The sequence below is a fragment of the Mycolicibacter senuensis genome (genome assembly GCF_003284925.1).
GTDB classification, from domain to species: Bacteria; Actinomycetota; Actinomycetes; order Mycobacteriales; family Mycobacteriaceae; genus Mycobacterium; species Mycobacterium algericum_A.
The window spans coordinates 24,251-40,803 of record NZ_QMEX01000002.1 but is presented as its reverse complement, the minus strand read 5'-3'; the positions used below and the strand labels follow the sequence as shown (position 1 = coordinate 40,803).

At 63.7% G+C, this 16,553-nt stretch carries 16 protein-coding genes; 2 read left to right on the top strand and 14 right to left on the bottom strand.

The window, feature by feature from the left end; all coding sequences use genetic code 11:
• Positions 1–41 precede the first annotated feature (41 nt).
• Positions 42–980: a metal-dependent hydrolase gene (locus DQP56_RS01360; protein ID WP_112683320.1), complete on the top strand. Its 939-nt coding sequence runs from the start codon at positions 42–44 to the stop codon at positions 978–980.
• Between the two features lie 31 nt (positions 981–1,011).
• On the opposite strand, the gene DQP56_RS01355 is transcribed toward DQP56_RS01360, so the two are convergent.
• Both DQP56_RS01355 and DQP56_RS01350 read right to left on the bottom strand, forming a co-directional pair.
• Entirely contained in the window at positions 1,012–2,148 is a 1,137-nt protein-coding gene (locus DQP56_RS01355) for a hypothetical protein (protein WP_112683206.1), read from the bottom strand.
• A 26-nt stretch (positions 2,149–2,174) separates the two neighbouring features.
• Positions 2,175–3,116: an SRPBCC family protein gene (locus tag DQP56_RS01350; protein WP_112683205.1), complete on the bottom strand. Its 942-nt coding sequence runs from the start codon at positions 3,114–3,116 to the stop codon at positions 2,175–2,177.
• A gap of 238 nt (positions 3,117–3,354) precedes the next feature.
• Between DQP56_RS01350 and DQP56_RS01345 the strand changes: the two genes are divergently transcribed.
• The gene (locus tag DQP56_RS01345; RefSeq protein WP_112683204.1) at positions 3,355–5,325 is read left to right on the top strand and encodes a flavin-containing monooxygenase; all 1,971 of its coding nucleotides are present in this window, start codon (positions 3,355–3,357) and stop codon (positions 5,323–5,325) included.
• Positions 5,326–5,646: 321 nt separating this feature from the next.
• Here DQP56_RS01345 and DQP56_RS01340 read toward each other — a convergent pair whose 3' ends face one another.
• The 12 genes from DQP56_RS01340 to DQP56_RS01285 form a co-directional block, all read right to left on the bottom strand.
• Positions 5,647–6,264: a TetR/AcrR family transcriptional regulator gene (locus DQP56_RS01340; protein WP_234825438.1), complete on the bottom strand. Its 618-nt coding sequence runs from the start codon at positions 6,262–6,264 to the stop codon at positions 5,647–5,649.
• Between the two features lie 220 nt (positions 6,265–6,484).
• Positions 6,485–7,321: a fumarylacetoacetate hydrolase family protein gene (locus tag DQP56_RS01335; protein WP_112683203.1), complete on the bottom strand. Its 837-nt coding sequence runs from the start codon at positions 7,319–7,321 to the stop codon at positions 6,485–6,487.
• Positions 7,322–7,342: 21 nt separating this feature from the next.
• Entirely contained in the window at positions 7,343–8,305 is a 963-nt protein-coding gene (locus tag DQP56_RS01330; protein WP_112683202.1) for an amidohydrolase family protein, read from the bottom strand.
• On the bottom strand, positions 8,302–8,823 hold the full coding sequence (locus DQP56_RS01325; RefSeq protein WP_112683201.1) for a carboxymuconolactone decarboxylase family protein: 522 nt from the start codon (positions 8,821–8,823) through the stop codon (positions 8,302–8,304). Before DQP56_RS01325 ends, DQP56_RS01330 begins: the two co-directional genes overlap by 4 nt.
• Before the next feature lie 2 nt (positions 8,824–8,825).
• Positions 8,826–9,782 carry a VOC family protein gene (locus DQP56_RS01320; protein WP_112683200.1) on the bottom strand — a complete coding sequence of 319 codons (957 nt, stop codon included), beginning with the start codon at positions 9,780–9,782 and terminating at the stop codon, positions 8,826–8,828.
• Between the two features lie 9 nt (positions 9,783–9,791).
• Positions 9,792–10,811 (bottom strand): amidohydrolase family protein, encoded by a 1,020-nt coding sequence (locus DQP56_RS01315; protein WP_112683199.1) that lies wholly within the window; start codon positions 10,809–10,811, stop codon positions 9,792–9,794.
• Between the two features lie 45 nt (positions 10,812–10,856).
• The gene (locus tag DQP56_RS01310) at positions 10,857–11,777 is read right to left on the bottom strand and encodes a VOC family protein (protein WP_112683198.1); all 921 of its coding nucleotides are present in this window, start codon (positions 11,775–11,777) and stop codon (positions 10,857–10,859) included.
• A 337-nt stretch (positions 11,778–12,114) separates the two neighbouring features.
• The gene (locus tag DQP56_RS01305) at positions 12,115–12,681 is read right to left on the bottom strand and encodes an aromatic-ring-hydroxylating dioxygenase subunit beta (protein ID WP_112683197.1); all 567 of its coding nucleotides are present in this window, start codon (positions 12,679–12,681) and stop codon (positions 12,115–12,117) included.
• A complete protein-coding gene (locus DQP56_RS01300; protein ID WP_205868765.1) occupies positions 12,681–14,078 on the bottom strand; it encodes an aromatic ring-hydroxylating oxygenase subunit alpha in 1,398 nt (465 codons plus the stop codon). The genes DQP56_RS01305 and DQP56_RS01300 overlap by 1 nt, the downstream gene beginning before the upstream one ends.
• An 88-nt stretch (positions 14,079–14,166) precedes the next feature.
• Complete coding sequence (locus tag DQP56_RS01295; RefSeq protein WP_234825437.1) at positions 14,167–15,402, bottom strand: CaiB/BaiF CoA transferase family protein; 1,236 nt, start codon at positions 15,400–15,402, stop codon at positions 14,167–14,169.
• The gene (locus DQP56_RS01290) at positions 15,399–16,178 is read right to left on the bottom strand and encodes an SDR family NAD(P)-dependent oxidoreductase (RefSeq protein WP_205868764.1); all 780 of its coding nucleotides are present in this window, start codon (positions 16,176–16,178) and stop codon (positions 15,399–15,401) included. Before DQP56_RS01290 ends, DQP56_RS01295 begins: the two co-directional genes overlap by 4 nt.
• 112 nt (positions 16,179–16,290) lie before the next feature.
• Positions 16,291–16,530 carry a ferredoxin gene (locus tag DQP56_RS01285; RefSeq protein WP_112683195.1) on the bottom strand — a complete coding sequence of 80 codons (240 nt, stop codon included), beginning with the start codon at positions 16,528–16,530 and terminating at the stop codon, positions 16,291–16,293.
• Positions 16,531–16,553 lie beyond the last annotated feature (23 nt).

Sequence of the window (16,553 nt, the reverse complement as noted above, 5' to 3'; positions counted from 1 at the left end):
TGTATGCTCGTATCGGCCGGCGCGACCTAGGGGATGTGCACATGACTGACCTGGTAGTTCGGCGGATGCCGTGGATGTTCGACACCTCGGTGCCGTTTCAGTGGCAGCCCGCCAATCCGCTGGCGGGGATCTTCGGCAACGTGTTCACCTTCTTCGCCGTGCCGTTCGAGCAGTACATCATCGGCGCGCTGCGGGATGCCAAGGGCCAGGTCACCGACGCTGTAGTCGCAGATGAGATGGAGGCCTTCGTGCGCCAGGAGGGGCAGCATTCGTGGGCGCACCGCAAGCACATGAACACCCTGATCAAGCAGTATCCGGGATTGAAGGAGACTGCGCGTGAGGCTGCGGAGCTGTTCGACGGACTGCTCGCGACGCGTAGCACCGAGTTCCACGTCTCCTACATCGCGAACATCGAGGCAACGTTCACTCCGCTGTTCAAGATCTTTCTCGACCACCGCGACTCGATCTTCGGCGGGGGTGATCCGCGCATAGCGTCGCTCATCTTGTGGCACTTCGTCGAGGAGATCGAGCACCGCAGTTCCGGGCTGATCATTTGTCAGCACTTGACTCCCAATCGCTGGACTCGCACCAAGTACGTCCCGGCGACCGCCAAGCACGTGCGCTCGGTCGTCGAGGCGATTGCGCGGGGTTTCGATCGACACGTGCCCGCTGCCGATCGAGGCGGACTTTCCGCGCATAAGGCGATGACCTCCGACGTGGCGTTCGGCGAAGTGAAGGCTCGGCTGCGGCCCTGCTTCCTTGGTCCATCGCGAAAGGTCGGTCCGCCGCGCATATTTCACGGCGTGCCGTCGCGGGAACTGGTCTTGATGGTGGGGCGGCTCATCACCTCGCAGGCCCCGTATCACAATCCGGCCGAACAGCCGCTGCCGGAGTGGGCCGCGGTGTGGATGGACGAATACGAGCGCGGCGTGGACATGACCACGTTCTTCGACCGGCCGGCGAAGGCCTCGCTCGCCTGACGACGCTCGTCGTCGACAGTGTCGCCGTCATTCAGGTTCGGGCCGGGGCCGGCCCCTGCGCGTGCTTCACATCACCGACGGGGCCCGTGGGCCGCAGATACGCACCTGCTGTCAGCGCGATGACTACCGCGGCCGTCGTGATGGCGAATGGCAAAGATCCCGTGCGGCTGCCGGTGACGGTGAATCCATCCTTCGCACTGAGGTAGTCGGGCAGTGCCGCGACCCAGCACACCGCGGCCACGGTGAGATAGATACCAACGAATAACGGCCCGAAGTAGTCGCGATCCACGCCCGCGGGGTTGCCGCGGCGGGCCCGGCAGGATCCGATGAACGCGATCGCGGTAACCATTCCGGCGGCGCTGATCAGCAGCCACGTCGCCACGATGCGCGCGTTCTGGACGGGAACCCCGGCCACAGCCATCAGCAGTGATGGTAGAGAGCTCAGGAACAGGATCGGCCACACCAGGAGGCACACCAGCACGACGTTGCGGGTGACGATCCACCCACGGATCTGGCCCTGCTTGCTGACCCACAGTGTCACCAGCGCCATGGCGAACGGCAGCGCGATGGAGAACGCCTGAAGGTTCACGTAAGGGACGTGACCCAGGGTCGGTACCGAGGTCGACAGGTTCTCATTCCATACCCACCAGCGGAATTGTGGCCCGACCATGTCGACCACTTCGTAGAGCGAGAAGAAGACGACAGTCACGCACGACGCGCCGACCACGGCGTGGTGGCGCTTGAAGATGCCGGTGCGCTGTACGAGCACCCAGGCGGTGTAGCTGAAAAACGGGTACATGGCCACGATGTACAGCGGGAGTCGATCGTAGAGAAATTGCACGGTGAACTGGTTGTGTACGAAAGTGAGCCCCATGGCCTTCTCCAGGCCGAACCACTGCGGAAAATAGGCGATGGGCTCGATCAGCAGGAGGCAGAATACTCCGGCGAGCCAGATCACCAGGTTCGAGGCGTCGCCGTGCAAGCGGCGCCACAGTAATGCATGCGCCAGGGCGGCGATGGCACCAGCGACCAAGGTCAGCTCGATTACCGGCATCGTCCAGTGCTGCAGCGACAACGGGTTCGTCAGCGTGATGAAGGGGTTGGCGTCGCAGTCAAGTCCGCCCATCTTGGCGCTCAGGCGCGCGAACTCCGCGGTGCAGGTTTCCATTGCGCCACCTCCTGCTTGGCCGGCACCTAATCGGCATGGACACGCTGAGTATTGACCATGCACATCGAGTTGTGTGGTTTGTCTGGGCAGTCGCCGAGGTGGGATTCGGAATCGGCGGCGCCGTCGGCCCATACCTGGTGCAGGTGCTGCAGGAGCGGTTCGTTGCGGCCGACGACGACACGGTCACGTCCGGCAGCCAAGCCGCGCTGGCATTGCTCGGCCATCGGGAAGTCCTCTGTGCACAGCAGGTCCTTGACGAACTGGAAGGACAGCAGGTGGTTGGCGCGATCCTCCTCTGTGGGGACCGAAGTCACCGAGTAGGCGATGTCGACGATCGACTCGCCGCGGTGGTTGCCCGGGTATATCCGCAGGAGTTGCTTGGTGTCAGCGGCTTCGACCAGGACGCAACTGGGGTAGAAGAAGTACACGACGGTGCCGACGAAGTAGTCGGGCCAGGATTCCTCGGGCTGGTCCTTGAGTTCCTCGAGGTGACGCATCGGGAAGGCCCAGCGGCAGTGCCGGCCGTACAGGTCGTATGAGGCGTTGCCGGTGGCGACCGGGTGCAGGGTAGTGGTGTGGACGGCGGGGAAATGGTAGCCCTCGAAGTTGACGTCGACGCTGAGCTTCCAATTCGCCGCCACCGCGACGGTGCTGTCAGCGATGGGTATCACCGCGTCGAAGCGGCAGTCGGCCAGCGCGGGCTGGACGGAATCGAGCCAGCCGGACACCTCGACATGTGGACGCAGGCCGACGACGATCAGCCCGGGCGCGTCGCTCACCGGCAGCGGCTGCAGTCCGAGCTCGGCCTTGCCGAGGCCGTCGAACATGTTCTTGGCCGGAAGGCTCGCCAGCGCACCCTGCGTGTCGTACGACCAGGAGTGATACCCGCAGGTGAAGCGCTTCGTGCAACCCGCGCCGGACGCCACGCTGGCTCCGCGGTGGGAGCACGCATTGAGAAACGCGCGCACCCGCGACGTCGCCGGCGTGCCGGTTCTGATCGTGCGGGGATCTGACCATGGGCCAACCTCTGCATCGGTCCACGAGCTCTTTCAGCCGTCGCCCGCCGGTCACGCGTGCCCGCTCGGGCGGGGATCGGCGAACTCTTCCGACCATACACATACAGTGTCATGTTTGGTCGCCAAACGGTCGAACTTTAGATCGCTCCGATATCGGCCATACACTACGAGCAATATGTATGGTGTCCCTATGCGTCCTTCGACGGCGAGCCGCAACCCCACCGACACTCCGACGGATCTCGCCCGCTTGGTCGGTCTGGCGTTCGACGACTCCGACGACGTCATCCGCGTGGCGATCGCGCAGGCGAGTGTTCCGGCGTTGTTGATGTCGATGGTCCACATGACCGGTGATCTGGCGCTGCTCGAGGAGCTTCCCGGTCCATTCATGCTGATCGCCATGGACCTGCAGGGCGGCATGAGCGAAGCCGACAAGCAGGCGGTGCGTGACCGGGCGTTCGATGTGGTGTGTGACTATCGGGACCGCGGCTGCCCGCCGCCGTTCGTCCCGGACGGCCAACAGATGCGCGTGATGCTCGACGTGATGTCGGCGGGGCAGGTCACCGACGAGTACCTCGACTATGTCGCGGCGGACTTGCGACTCAGCGACGCCGACCAGTGCGGTCCGACGCTGCAGTCGACTCCGGGGCAGCGCAGCGGATTCCCGGTTGTCGTGATCGGTTGCGGCGAGGCCGGGCTGCTGGCGGGAATCAAGCTCAAGCAGGGCGGCGTGCCGTTCACGATCGTGGAGAAGCAGTCCGGTGTCGGGGGTACCTGGCTGGCCAACCGCTATCCCGGTTGTCGCGTCGACATCGCCAACCAGTACTACTCGTACTCGTTCGAACCGACAGACCACTGGACCCACTACTACTCCGAGCAGCCCGAGATCTTGCAATACCTCACCGACGTCATGAACCGTCACGACATCGCCCCACACGTGCGCTTCAACACCGAGGTGACCAGCGCGATCTGGGACGACGACTCGGCTACCTGGCAGGTGTCGATCCGCGCGGCCGACGGGCGTGCCGAGGCGGTGACTGCCCGTGCCCTGATCTGTGCGGTTGGCCAGTTCAGCAACGCGGTAATTCCGAACATCGAGGGCGGCAACGATTTCAACGGCCCGTCGTTTCACACCGCGTGCTGGCGGGATGACGTCGAGCTGGCGGGCAAGCGCGTGGCGGTGATCGGTGCGGGCGCCAGTGGATTCCAGCTCGTTCCCGCCATCGCAGATGTCACCGAGCAGGTCGACGTCTATCAGCGCACCCCGCAGTGGATGGCTCCCAACGTCGCCTACCACGAACCAATTCCCGACGGCGCCCGGTGGGCGATACGCCATCTGCCGTACTACGGACGGTGGCTTCGATTCGTGTCGTGGTGGCCACTGACCGACGCCGTCCAGGACGCGGTGAGAATCGATCCGGACTGGGACAGCGGCGGCAAGTCCTGTAGCGAGGCCAACCAGGCAATACGGGAGTTGTTCATCGCGTGGATGCGCGCCTTCACCGACGACGAGGAGCTGTTGACCAAGGTCACCCCGGACTACCCCCCGATGGGCAAACGCACGTTGCAAGACAACGGAACTTGGCTCCAGACGCTGCAACGTGACGACGTCGACCTGATCTCCGACAGCATCGCGCGGATCACCCGCGACGGTGTCACCACGGTCGACGGTGTGCACCGGCCCGCCGAGGTGCTGATCTGGGCGACCGGATTCGACGTCAACCACCAGCTCGGGCCCATCAACGTCTGCGGGCTCGACGGGCTCGAACTGAACGCCGCGTGGGGCGAGGCCGCCTATGCCTACCTGGGCATCACCGTTCCCGGCTTCCCGAACTTCTACTGCATGTTCGGTCCGGGCACCAACGCCGTGAACGGCGCCAGCATCATCTACAACTCCGAATGCCAGATGCGCTACATCCTGGGCTGCATCGACATGGTGCTCGCCGGCGGTGCCCGCTCGGCAACGGTCCGCGCCGAGGCCTGCGACCAGTACAACCGCCGCAACCAGGAACGACTCAAAACGATGGTGTACACCCATCCGGCGGTGATCAGTTACTACAAGAACTCGGCGGGAAGTGTTCCGACACTGTATGGCTCGCGCATCGTCGACTATTGGAAGTGGACCAACCGTCCAAATCCCGACGACTACGAACTGCGGTCATAAGTTGTGACGGCGGCAAGGCGTGGGGGCATTCGGGGGTGGGGCCAACTGCCTGCGATACCCGGCGAAGGTGGGCCAGCTTTTTTTCGTCGCGGCCGGCCATCGAGAAACAGCCCGCGTGTGCTGCCGATCTTGCGGTCGACTTTGATTTTGAAACCGGCCAGGTCGCCTGTCTCAGCGCAATCCTCGATCCTGCAGAGACACGAATCTGAGGCAGAACCCCGATGACATCACGGGAGACGACCGGCATCACCACAGGTCACAGCTACGCGATATGACACCGAATTTGAGAACCTACTCCCCGCTGGCCAACAGCGCGGTTGCTCAGCTGGCCTTCGGACGCGGCCGCCGCTTGCGCCGCTGCGAGCCCGCACCCGGTAGCGCGACCCGAAACAATGAGCTCACCATCGCGGGCACCTCGTCGGAGCGGCCCTCCGGCAGAAACAGCATGGACATGACGCTGCGCAAGAACAGCTCACCGAGCTGACGCGTCGTCAACGCCCCGCTGACCACCAGCGGCGATTCCTGCACCGCTGGACCCAACGCCGCGGTGACCGTCTCGGCAAGCGTGGGGAAGGTTTCCCGAATGAACCACAACGTGAAATCGGGGGCGACGTCCAGCATCCGGACGAAATCACCGCCGGCGGCGCGGTAAGCGATGATGGTGTCCAACACCACCTGGACACGGTCCGCAGGGTCGGGGTTGACCTCGATCGCAGCCGCGAACGCGCCGGCGATCCCGCCTTCGAAGTGCCGACCCAACGCGGCCAACACATCGTCCTTGCTGGTGAAGTAGCGATAGAAGGTGCCGCGGGCGACACCGGAGGATTCGCAGATGTCACTGACCGAAAGCTTCTGCGTTCCTTGCCGGGTGATCGCCTTCATCGTGCCAGCCACGATCTTCTCCACGGTCTTGTCCGAGCGCTGATCCATTCCGGCCATCTACCAGTTCACCTCATTAGCAAGCCACTCAGCCGCGGAATGGCGCCGCTATTGGACTTCGTCTCTTTCTGACCGACTGGGGCAGCCTGGTCAATTGGCGTCGTACGTGTTCAAGTATGGCTTACACCGCATCAATATCGGGCACCGCGACGCCCCGGATATGATCAAGCCCACGTCGACCGGGTGATCTGTGCCATTCGTGCGGGCAGGAACGGCCAGCTCAGCTTGCGCGCGGTCCCGCGGTATCGCGCGGTCCCACGGTGTTACAGAGTATCCCGATACCCTCGATTTGCGTCTCGACGACATCTCCCGGTTGCAGAAATCGGCCGTCCTCAAGCCCGACACCCGCGGTGGTCCCGGTAAACAACAGGTCACCACAGCGCAATTCGACACGTTCGTTAACGTAGGCGATCAACTCGGGCACCGGCCACACCATCGCCCGGGTGTTGTCGTGTTGGCGCTGTTCACCGTTGACCCGCAAGATGATGTCGAGTTCTGGCTGCTGGGAGGCGGACAGCTCCGCGGGTGTCACGATCCACGGCCCGATCGGGGTGGTGCGGTCCAGCGATTTCATACTGAACAGGTCAAGTCCGACGATCCCTTTGGCGTCTCGGGCGCTGATGTCGTTACCGACGGTGAAACCCAGCAACGGTGCTGCGGCACCCCCGCCCATGACGATCACGAGTTCAACCTCGTAGTCCAATTGTGCGGTGGTCGCAGGGTATCGGATTTCGTCGTTCGGCCCGATGATCGCCGAATTCGGCTTCATGAACGCGGTCGGGTGCGGCGGTGGTTCGCTGACGCCTAAACGTTGCAGGTGCGCGAGGTAGTTCGCGCCGACACCGAACACCCGACCTCCTGGATCGAGGGGGGCGAGCAGCCGAAGATCAGCGAGCAACTCCGCGTCTGTGCTCAGCGGCATCCGTTTGAGATCCTCGGCTGCGGCAATTGCGGCCCAGCTGCCGATGTCACCGGCAATCCGCCGCACGGTGTCGGCATCGGGGTCGATGAGCCCCCAGAACCACTCGTTGCCAGCGCTGAATCTGCCGATCCGCATGTGTGCCTTCCCGTCGGAGTGTCAGCCGAATATCTGCGCGGCGTTGCGGTCGATGATCTCGGACAGCACCGTTGCCGCAACGTCGTGTGTCCGTGGGTAGTTCGCGGTGTCGCGATAGCTTTCAAACGCCAATAACACCGGGTAGTCACTGCCGAGCAAGATCCGGTCGGCGCCGAATGCATCGACGGCGCAACGCAATGCGGCCGCTGAGCCGTGCCCCACGGTGTCGTAGAAGAATCGTCGGGCCGTGCGGCTCGGCCGCTCGGGCAGGTCCGGGCAGGACAGCGGCAGCTGATTGTCCAGCCGGTTGAGCATCATCGGCAGTGCGCCGCCGAGATGCGGAATGATGATGGTGATGTCCGGGAACCGCTGTGGGATCCGTCGCAGAATCAAGTGCAGCGCAACGGTGGTGTCCTCGAACACCGCCCCGGCGGTGGGCGCCAGTCCCCAGTCGGTGAGCAGCCCGGAACACAAGCCGTTGACGCAGGGGTGGTAAAACAGCACCGCCCGCCGCCGGTTCAGTTCCTCGTAGAGCGGGTCGAACCGTTCCGCCACCACCGACTCGCCGAGGCACGCACAGTGCAGGGCGACCCCGACCATGCCGAGCTCGTCGAGGCAGCGTTCCAGCTCGGCGATCGACGCATCCAGGTGCGGCAACGGCAACGCCGCGTAAGCGCCCAGACGCCGCGGGTGCCGGCGCACCGCAGCCGCGTGCGCGTCGTTGACGCAACGGGCGGCGGCCACGGCATCCGCCTCGTTGCCGGCGTAGGGGGCGAACACCGCCGACAAGAGCTGGCGTTCGACGCCGGCATCATCCATCAGGGCGATCCGTCGCTGCAGCGCTTCTGCACCGTCGGTGACCGCGTCGTCGCCGGGCGCTGAGGCGCCGCCGTCGGCGGTATAGCCGGGGATGACGATTCCCATACCCGCAAGCAGTTGGTGGTAGTGCGGGATGAAAACGTGGGCGTGGACGTCGATGCTCACGGGCGGCTCTCAAACGCCCGCAGCGCGTAGGCCAAGCGGCCACTGCCCACCATCTGGGCCGCGAACATGGCGATTTCCACGATCTCGTCGGTGTTGAAGTGATCGCCCAAGCGGTCGAAGTCCGCGGGTCCGAGAGAAAGATGGTCGGTCGCGAACGCCTCGGCGAACGCAAGCGCGGCCCGTTCGGCCGGGCTGAATCGGGGGTCGTCACCCGCCAGGCAGGCGATGTCCTCCTCGCTGACATCCGCCGATTTACGCGATGTCTGGCAGACCTCGCACTGGTTGATCGCCGCGATCCGCAGTCGCACCAACTCCAGCAGCCGTCCGGGCAGGACGGAGCTGTCGTAGAACCGCCGATGTAATGCGATTTGGGCCTGTGCGAGTTCGGGGCGCCGTGCCCAGATCCGTGGCAGGACGGTAGATGATAATGCGCCGTCGCGCACGGCCCCGGTGATGGCCGCCGCGAGATCGGGCGACAGCTCGGCATCGGGGACCGGCGCGATCAGCGGATCGGACATACTCAGGCTTCGACGAACTCGATCAGCGTCCCATCGAGCTCCCCCGGATCGACCTGCAGATAGGAACCGCCGACGGCTTCGCTGTCGTCTACGCGGGTGTAGCGGGTCTGTCGGGCCTGCAGGTCGGCGGCCTTGGCGTCCAGCCCGTTGACCGCGATCCGAATGTAGTAGGGACCCGGCCCCCACGTCGCCAGGTAGCGGCCGGTTTCGCAGTTCCACCGCACCGGCTCGATGAGGTCCAGCGTCGCACTGTGGCCGACGGTGAACCTGATCCTGGCCCGCCGATACCCCTCGCGCTCAAAGAGCTCGACCGGACCGGACGCGACGATGTCCAGGTTGGTGTCCAACAACCGCAGCGTCTCGTCGAGGTCGCGAACCAGAAAACTCCGGTTGACGATCCGAACCATCTGGCCCGGTTGCGGATCACGTGGCTGCGGCGTGGTCGCACCGAATGTCTCCGGCGGCATCTGCAACGGCGCGATGGGATGCCACTCCAAACACAGCCCACCATCGACCACCGGCCGGTACCTCGGCTGCTCGGGTGTGGTCCCCACCCACAGTCGTTCCCAGGCCAGCCGATCGTCGATCGGCGCGATTCGGAAGGGCAACCGGCGCCGGTGCAGCTTCTCGATCAGTTCCTCGATACCGTCGGTGGCGATCACGCAGGAATGCGTCTTGATCGGACGGAACCGGCCTTGAAACTCGTGCAGGCTGTCCAGGTAATCCGAGAAGATCGGATCGACTGGCTTCTCTACCTCCCAATGATGTTGCGGTTCAAGCCGAGTAGGCGCCACCGCCAGTGACTTGTGTACCCGAAGAAAGTGTGCAATGTAGCCGTGGGTGGCGAAGCCCTGACGCCAGTTGGGATGTTCCAGAATGCCGAGCCGCTCGACGAGCAGCTTGGTATGGCCGTCGGGGTCGGGGACCATCAGGTCGGCCGACAGCAGAAAGTCCGTCATCTCGGCTCCTTAGACCGTGATGTCCAGCAGCGAGGACGCGTTCTGGTAACAGATCTTGGCCGTATCGGCGTCGGAGACCTTCATGCCCTCGAGCAGGTACCCGCGGATCTGATCGCTGCCGTTGAAGTTGGTTCCGTACAGCAGACGATCCGCGCCGACCGAGTCGATGACGGCCTGACGCATGATCGGGTCATGGACCAGCGGATCGAAGTAGAAGTTCTCCAGATAGCTCAGGAACGGCTTCTTGTTCAGCCCGTCGGACAGGTTGCCGGCGGTCGCGTCGAAGCGGCCGATCTGGTACGGCGCGAATCCACCGCCGTGGGTGATGCACACGGTCAGGTCGGGCACCTTGTCCAGGACGCCGCCGCAGATCAGGTTCCAGAACGCCACCGTCTCGTCGTAGCAGAAGCCGACGATCGATGTGGTCTCGAACTGGTCCTTGGACGGGTCCTCCCAACCGACCGATTGGTTGTAACCGTGGACGTAGACCGGCACATTGAGTTCGGCACACCGCTTCCACACCGGCAGCAGCGCCTCGTCGTGGAATTCATGCCCGCCGAGGTTGACGCCACCGGTGTTGACACCGCGGGCGCCGAGTTTGACTGCCCGGTCAAGTTCTTTGACCGCCTCGTCAGGATTCTGCAGGGGTAGCGGAGCCCACCAGTACAACCGGTCCGGCGCCTCTGCGCAGTACTGCGCGAACTCGTCGTTGACCATCCGGCACCACTTGGTACCGAAATCACCGGTGTGGTACATGAACGCGTGTGCGGGGACTGAGACCACCGCCTTGTCGATGCCGCGTTCGTCCATCTGCTTGAGCCGGTTCGGCGCCTTCATCCATTCCATCGGCGACGAGTCCTCGCCGGACTTGTGGGCCTCGCTGGCCTCTTTCGTGCCCAATGTCAGCTGCCATTTGCCGATCGTCATGCGCTGCTGTCCCTGGGCGTCGGGGGCGAACCGCGGACCCCAGAACGGGTCGAAGTCCAGCATTTTCGGTTGGATGTGGTGAGCGTGCAAATCAATGATCATAAGTAGCGTTACCTTTCTAGGGGATTTCAAGCCTTCTAAGGATTCCTAGCCTGGCGCGGTGACCGGTCTGACGGTCGGAGCCCAGCCCTCAGCGACGAACTTGTGGCCCCACACCTCGGCTGTCGACGGCTTCTCCTGGACGAACGTCTCGTCGTCGAGAACCACGCCGCCGGCGCCGAATTCGATGTCGAACCCGGTGGGGGAGCGCATGTAGAACGACACCAGTGTGTCCATCATGTGGCGACCAAGGGTCATGGTGATCTGCATGTCGCGTTCCTGTACCAGGTCATATGCCTTGCCCACGTCGTCGAGGCTCTTGCCCTCGATCGCGATGTGCTGCACACCGCGCAGGCCGGGGATCGTGACGTAGCCGAGTACGTGGCTGCGGGAGTTGCACCGGAAGAACTGCGGACCGAACACGCCCCCGTCCGGGGTCGGCGTGAGATAGCCGGCGAACAGTTCCATTCCCAAGATGTCGTTGATGAAGTTGTCCATGTCGTCGCCCCACTCGGGGACCACCATCACGACGTGGCCGACCCCCTCGGCCCCGGCGACGAATCCGTGGTGCGGCTTGCCCGGCAGGAACGACCCCGCGGTGAAGGTCGCGGCGTAGAACAGTTCGTGGACGAATTCGTGCGGGTCGCGCAGCCTAATGATGCCCGTCACGGTCCGCTCGGCGCATTCTTCGGCGGTGGCCAGCTCGTAGGGGTAGCCTTTAGCGTCCAGCTCAGCGGCAGCGTCACGGAATGCCTTGCGGTCGCGTAACTCCCAGCCGATGTAGGCGAGCCGGTTCTCCGGCCCAGGGTGTATGGCGATGCGGTGGTGGCGATCATCCATCCGCAGGTAGACAGTGCCGTCCGGGCCCGGATCGTTCAGTCCGAGTCCGAAAATCTCTGGCCCGAACGATTCCCACTCCTTGGCATCAGGGGACTCGAATCCGAGGTATCCCAGCGTGCTGATTTTCACGATCCTGCCTCCTGTGATTAGTCAGATGACGGCAATGTGGCTGCGTGATTGACCCTGAGTTGTCGACCGTCTACGGCCAGCGGCCCGGCCCCGGCTTGGATGCACAGCACCTCCAGGCCGGATTCTGGGTCACAGTAACGCTTTCCGGTCTCCACGCCCTCCGAACCGGATGAGGTGACATTCAAATTCCGTGGCTCGGTGTCACCAAGGATCTTCATCGGTACCTGGCCGCAATTCATTTGCACCGGCGTACGAGGTGCCCGCACCACGATCACTTGGGTGGAACAATGTGTGCTCATCAATCGGGTTCCAGGTGTGAGCGTCGGAGTGGTTGGCGTCATAGAAATATGGCGAGATTTTGCGTGCCGAGCGTGGCCTGGTCGGAATAGATGGTGCGCTTGGCGATCTTCAACACGCCATCCTGACGTCGGATACGGTCGACGCGACGCGCCGAGACGATCTCGAAGTTGTGTTCCTGGTACCTGTTACGCAGCAACAGCAGTGAACTGGTCACCTCGTACTCGTCATCTCCGGCTCGGAATACCCGAATGTTGGTGACGTGCCGGCGGGTGCGCGACGGTGGTTTCTCAGCCCACGCGCTCATAGTTGCGGCCAGCCGGGTGGCCTTGATTCCCAGCGTCAGAATCGTCTCGTCGAACATGAACATGCCATCGGAGAATTCCGAGCCGTCCACCAGATCGCGAGTCGACCGTACCGGCATCCGGTAGCGCAGGTCGGGGGTCATCAAACCGACCCACTCGAGCAGTTTTCCCGAATCCAGCAGGTATGCCTCGTCTTCGAGAAACTCGACGATCTCGAAATGTTCCGGTTCACCGAAATGCACCCGTTGCTGGGGCACTTCGGCGATGGGAGCGTCTGGCGTCGTGGGTTCAGTAGTTGTCATCAGGTGTCCTTCAGCATCTTGTCGAAGTAGGTGAGCCACCAGTTCCACTGGTTGTCGTCCTTGCCGAAACCGTCGTAGACATGTCCGCCACCGGGCCAGCCCTCGGGGACGCGCTCACCGGAGAAAGCGTGATAGCGAATTTTTTGTTGAGAACCCATGTAGCCCTCGGACATCCGAGTCATCTGCGGCCAGGTGTCGGCGTCGTCCGTCTCCACGAATCCGCTCACCCCGAAGGACAGATTCGAAGTGTTGCTCATCCGTTCGCGGAGTTCCGGCGCCGCACCCTTCTCCACCAGGAACCAGTTGTAGAACTCGAATTCGCCCGGGGCCAGTGGCACGAACGCGTGCCAGGAGATCAGCGACGACATCCCGTCCGGCATCGGCATGTTCAACGAGAAGCAGCCGACGTTCGGAAACAGACCACCGACACAGGGTGGACAATCGGCCAGCAGGCGTAGCTCGGCTTCGCCGAACCGCTGCTGCAGGAACGGAATGTGGTCGGCGGTCATGCCCGGTGGCGGCTGCATGGTGAGTCTTTCCACCACGGACATGTTTTCCAACCCTTTGTCTTTCATCAGGTTGATAAAAGGCTCGGTCTGATCGACGCAGCGCAAGCCGTGACCGTTGGCACTGACGTTGACACCGGCCATAGCGGTCGGTTTGTCCTCACCGCCGGCCATCATCTCCAGTTCCTGCAGGGAGTAGTGCAGGGTGAGGTTGTGGTAGCCATCCCCGGAGTGCTGCTCACCGGCGCATTTCCAGTTCGCCCGGATCACGAAACGCTGTGGGGGGCCCAGGACTTCGAGTCCGCCCTCGCTGCGGTCGAACATCAGATCGGTGTAGAACTTGATATCGCCGAGGAACTCCTCGAGGGATTCGGCGTTCTCATCCCAGTTGGCGAAGATCATGCCGGCGTAGGTATCGACGCGGGCCTTGCGCAGGCCGAGCTCTTCCTTGGGCAGGATTCGGCCGTGCATCTCCTCCTTGGCGATCGGCGAGCCGAGGAACCGGCCTTCGTTGCTGAACGTCCAGCCGTGGTAGGGACACTTGAAGGTGGCGCCCTTGCCTCCCTCGGAACGACAGATCTGCATCCCGCGGTGGCTGCAGATGTTCAGCAGTACGTTGATGCCCATCTTGCGGTCGCGGGTCACGATCACCGGGTCCAACCCGATCTGCCGCATGATGTAGTCGCCGGGTTGCGGTATCTCGGATTCGTGCCCCAGCAGGGTCCAGGTCCTGCCGAACAGGTTCTTCATCTCCAGGCGGAAGACCTCCGGGTCGCTGAGCAACCGCATCGACACTTCGCGTTTCTCGTAGTCGATCAGGTCACGCAGCGGTGTGCCGTCGGCGAGCACGGGGCCCGTTGCGGTGGGCAGTTCACGGTCAAGGATGGTCATCGCTCCTCCGGAAGGCAATGGCGAATGGGCTGTGAGCTAGGTCTCCAGATGAATGTACACGTGCGACTAAAACTGTTCAATATGTCGCCTAGGTGATCGCTCCGCCTTCCTTCAGGCGGGCCAAGTCGTCCCAGTCGAATCCGACGCCGAGGAGAACTTCCTCGGTGTGCTGACCATGCGCGGGCGCGGCGCCGCGGGGGTTTGCCGCGGTCTCGTCGAACCGAACCGGATTGGCGACGACGGCCAACTCGACACCCTCGGCCGTGACGATCGTCGGCAGATAACCATTGGCCAGCACCTGCGGATCGGCGTGCGTTTCCAGTGCGGTGCGCACCGGTGACCACACCCCCTTGAGGGTGCGCAACCGCTGACTCCAGTCGTCGAGGGTGCGCCCGGCGAAGACCTCGCGCAGCACAGCGATGCATTCGCGATTGTTGGTCCGGCGTGCCTGCGCGTCGTGAAACCGCGGGTCGACGATCAGGTCGGGCCGCTCCAAGTGCTCACAGAGATCGGGCCAGAATCGGTCGGATTCCAGCATGATCAGTGTCAGATGCCGATTGTCGGCGGTTCGGTAGTAGGCGCGCGCAATGGGATTGGGCAAGTTGTCCGGATCGTGCGCGGGTATCGCTTTACCTTCATACAGTTTGGCGGCGACCACCGGGAAGCCGAGGTTCCACAACCCGAGGCCGAGCAGGGAAACGTCCACGACGGGCGGTTGCCGGCCGCGCTCGCGCGCCAGCAGTGCGGCGGAGATGCCACCGGCGAGGGTGAGTCCGCCCATCAGGTCACCGAAGCCCGACGGCTGATCGACCAGGTGGGGGGAGTCGTGCGGAGTGAGTGCGTCGGCGATTCCGGACCGGGCGAAGTAGGATGAGCCGTCGTAACCTCCTTTGCTCGCCTCATCACCCCGGGTGCCCTGACCGCTGCCCAGGGCGTACACCAGGTGGGGATGGCGGGCCCGGATCGTCTGCGGGTCCACGCCGAGTTTCTCCCGCACTCGGGGCAGGAAACTCGTGACGAAGACATCCGCGCTCTCCAGCAGACGGTCCAGCGCGGCGCGACCTTCGGTGCTGGCCAGGTCGATACCGACGCTGCGCTTGCCGCGGTTGGGCTGCTCGATCAGATAATTCGCGCCGCCGACATCCCCGGTCACCAGGCCGGAGCTGATCAGCCCGCGTTGCGGGTCGCCGGTTTCCGGGTGTTCGATCTTGATCACGTCGGCGCCCCAGTCGGCCAGCACGGCGCCGGCGGAGGGCACGAACGTCCAGGCGGCGGCCTCCACCACGGTGATGCCGGCCAACGGAAGCGGTGCGCCGTCGGTCACTGCTCCGCCTGGGCGAACAGCGCGTTGATCGCCGCCATGGTGGGAAGGTGCGCCAGCACGCCGCCGTCGACCTGCAGCACCTGGCCGGTGATGTAACTCGACCGCGGGGAGGCCAGGAACGCCACCGCCTCGGCGATGTCAGCGGGGTTACCGAGCCGGGGGATCAGGCAGTTGTCGATGAAAATCTGCTGGATCTGTTCGGGCATGGTGGCCAGCATGGTCTCGCTGGTGATCAAACCCGGGGAGACGACGTTGCAGCGGATCGAGTGCTTGCCGTATGCGGCGGCGACAAACCGAGACAGCCCGTTGACACCGGCCTTGGAAGTGCCGTAGGCAACCGTCATGCTGTCCCCGGACAGTGCCTGGTCGCTGGAGATGTTGATGATCGACCCGCCGCCGGACTCGATCAACAAAGGGACGGCGTGTTTGCACATCAGCATGGTGCCGCGCACGTTGACCGACTGCATCTCGTCCCACATGGCGACGTCCATGTTGACCACATCGAAATCGAATGCCGCCTTGTTGGTCAGACCCGCGTTGTTGTCCAACACGTCGAGGCGTCCGTGGTTTGACTTCACCGATCCCAGCAGGGCGACCACACTGTCTTCGGAGCTGATGTCGACTTCTTGGGTATCCAACCGGCCGCGATCGGATCCCACCGACTCGCGCAACCGGGCGAAGTCGGTGCCCGGCAGATCCGCGGCCACCACGGTGGAGCCCAGTTCCAGCAACGTCTTCACGGTGGCCGACCCGATACCGCCGGCGGCGCCGGTCACTATCGAGACTGTCCCGGCAAGTTCATCCGTTCTGCTCAACTACCTAGCCCTTCGCTTCGTGAGATGGGGTGACGACGCATGGGCCGAACAGCCCGTGCGGATGGCTTGGTGTTTACTCCGCGGGCTCGCCGGACCGATGGACCGTGATGACCTCTTCCGGGCAGGAGTAGGCGGCGTCTTCCGCCGTCGCCAGCAGTTCGTCGGGAATCTCGGTCATGTTGAGTACGACGAAGCCGTTCTCGTCCAGTGCGAACACCTCCGGACACAACTCGACGCATATCCCGTAGCCGCAGCACTTGTTGCGATCGATCTCGACCAAGTGGGCGGTGGTGATGTCGCTGGTATCGCTCATTGGGTCCTCTTAATGCCCCTTCT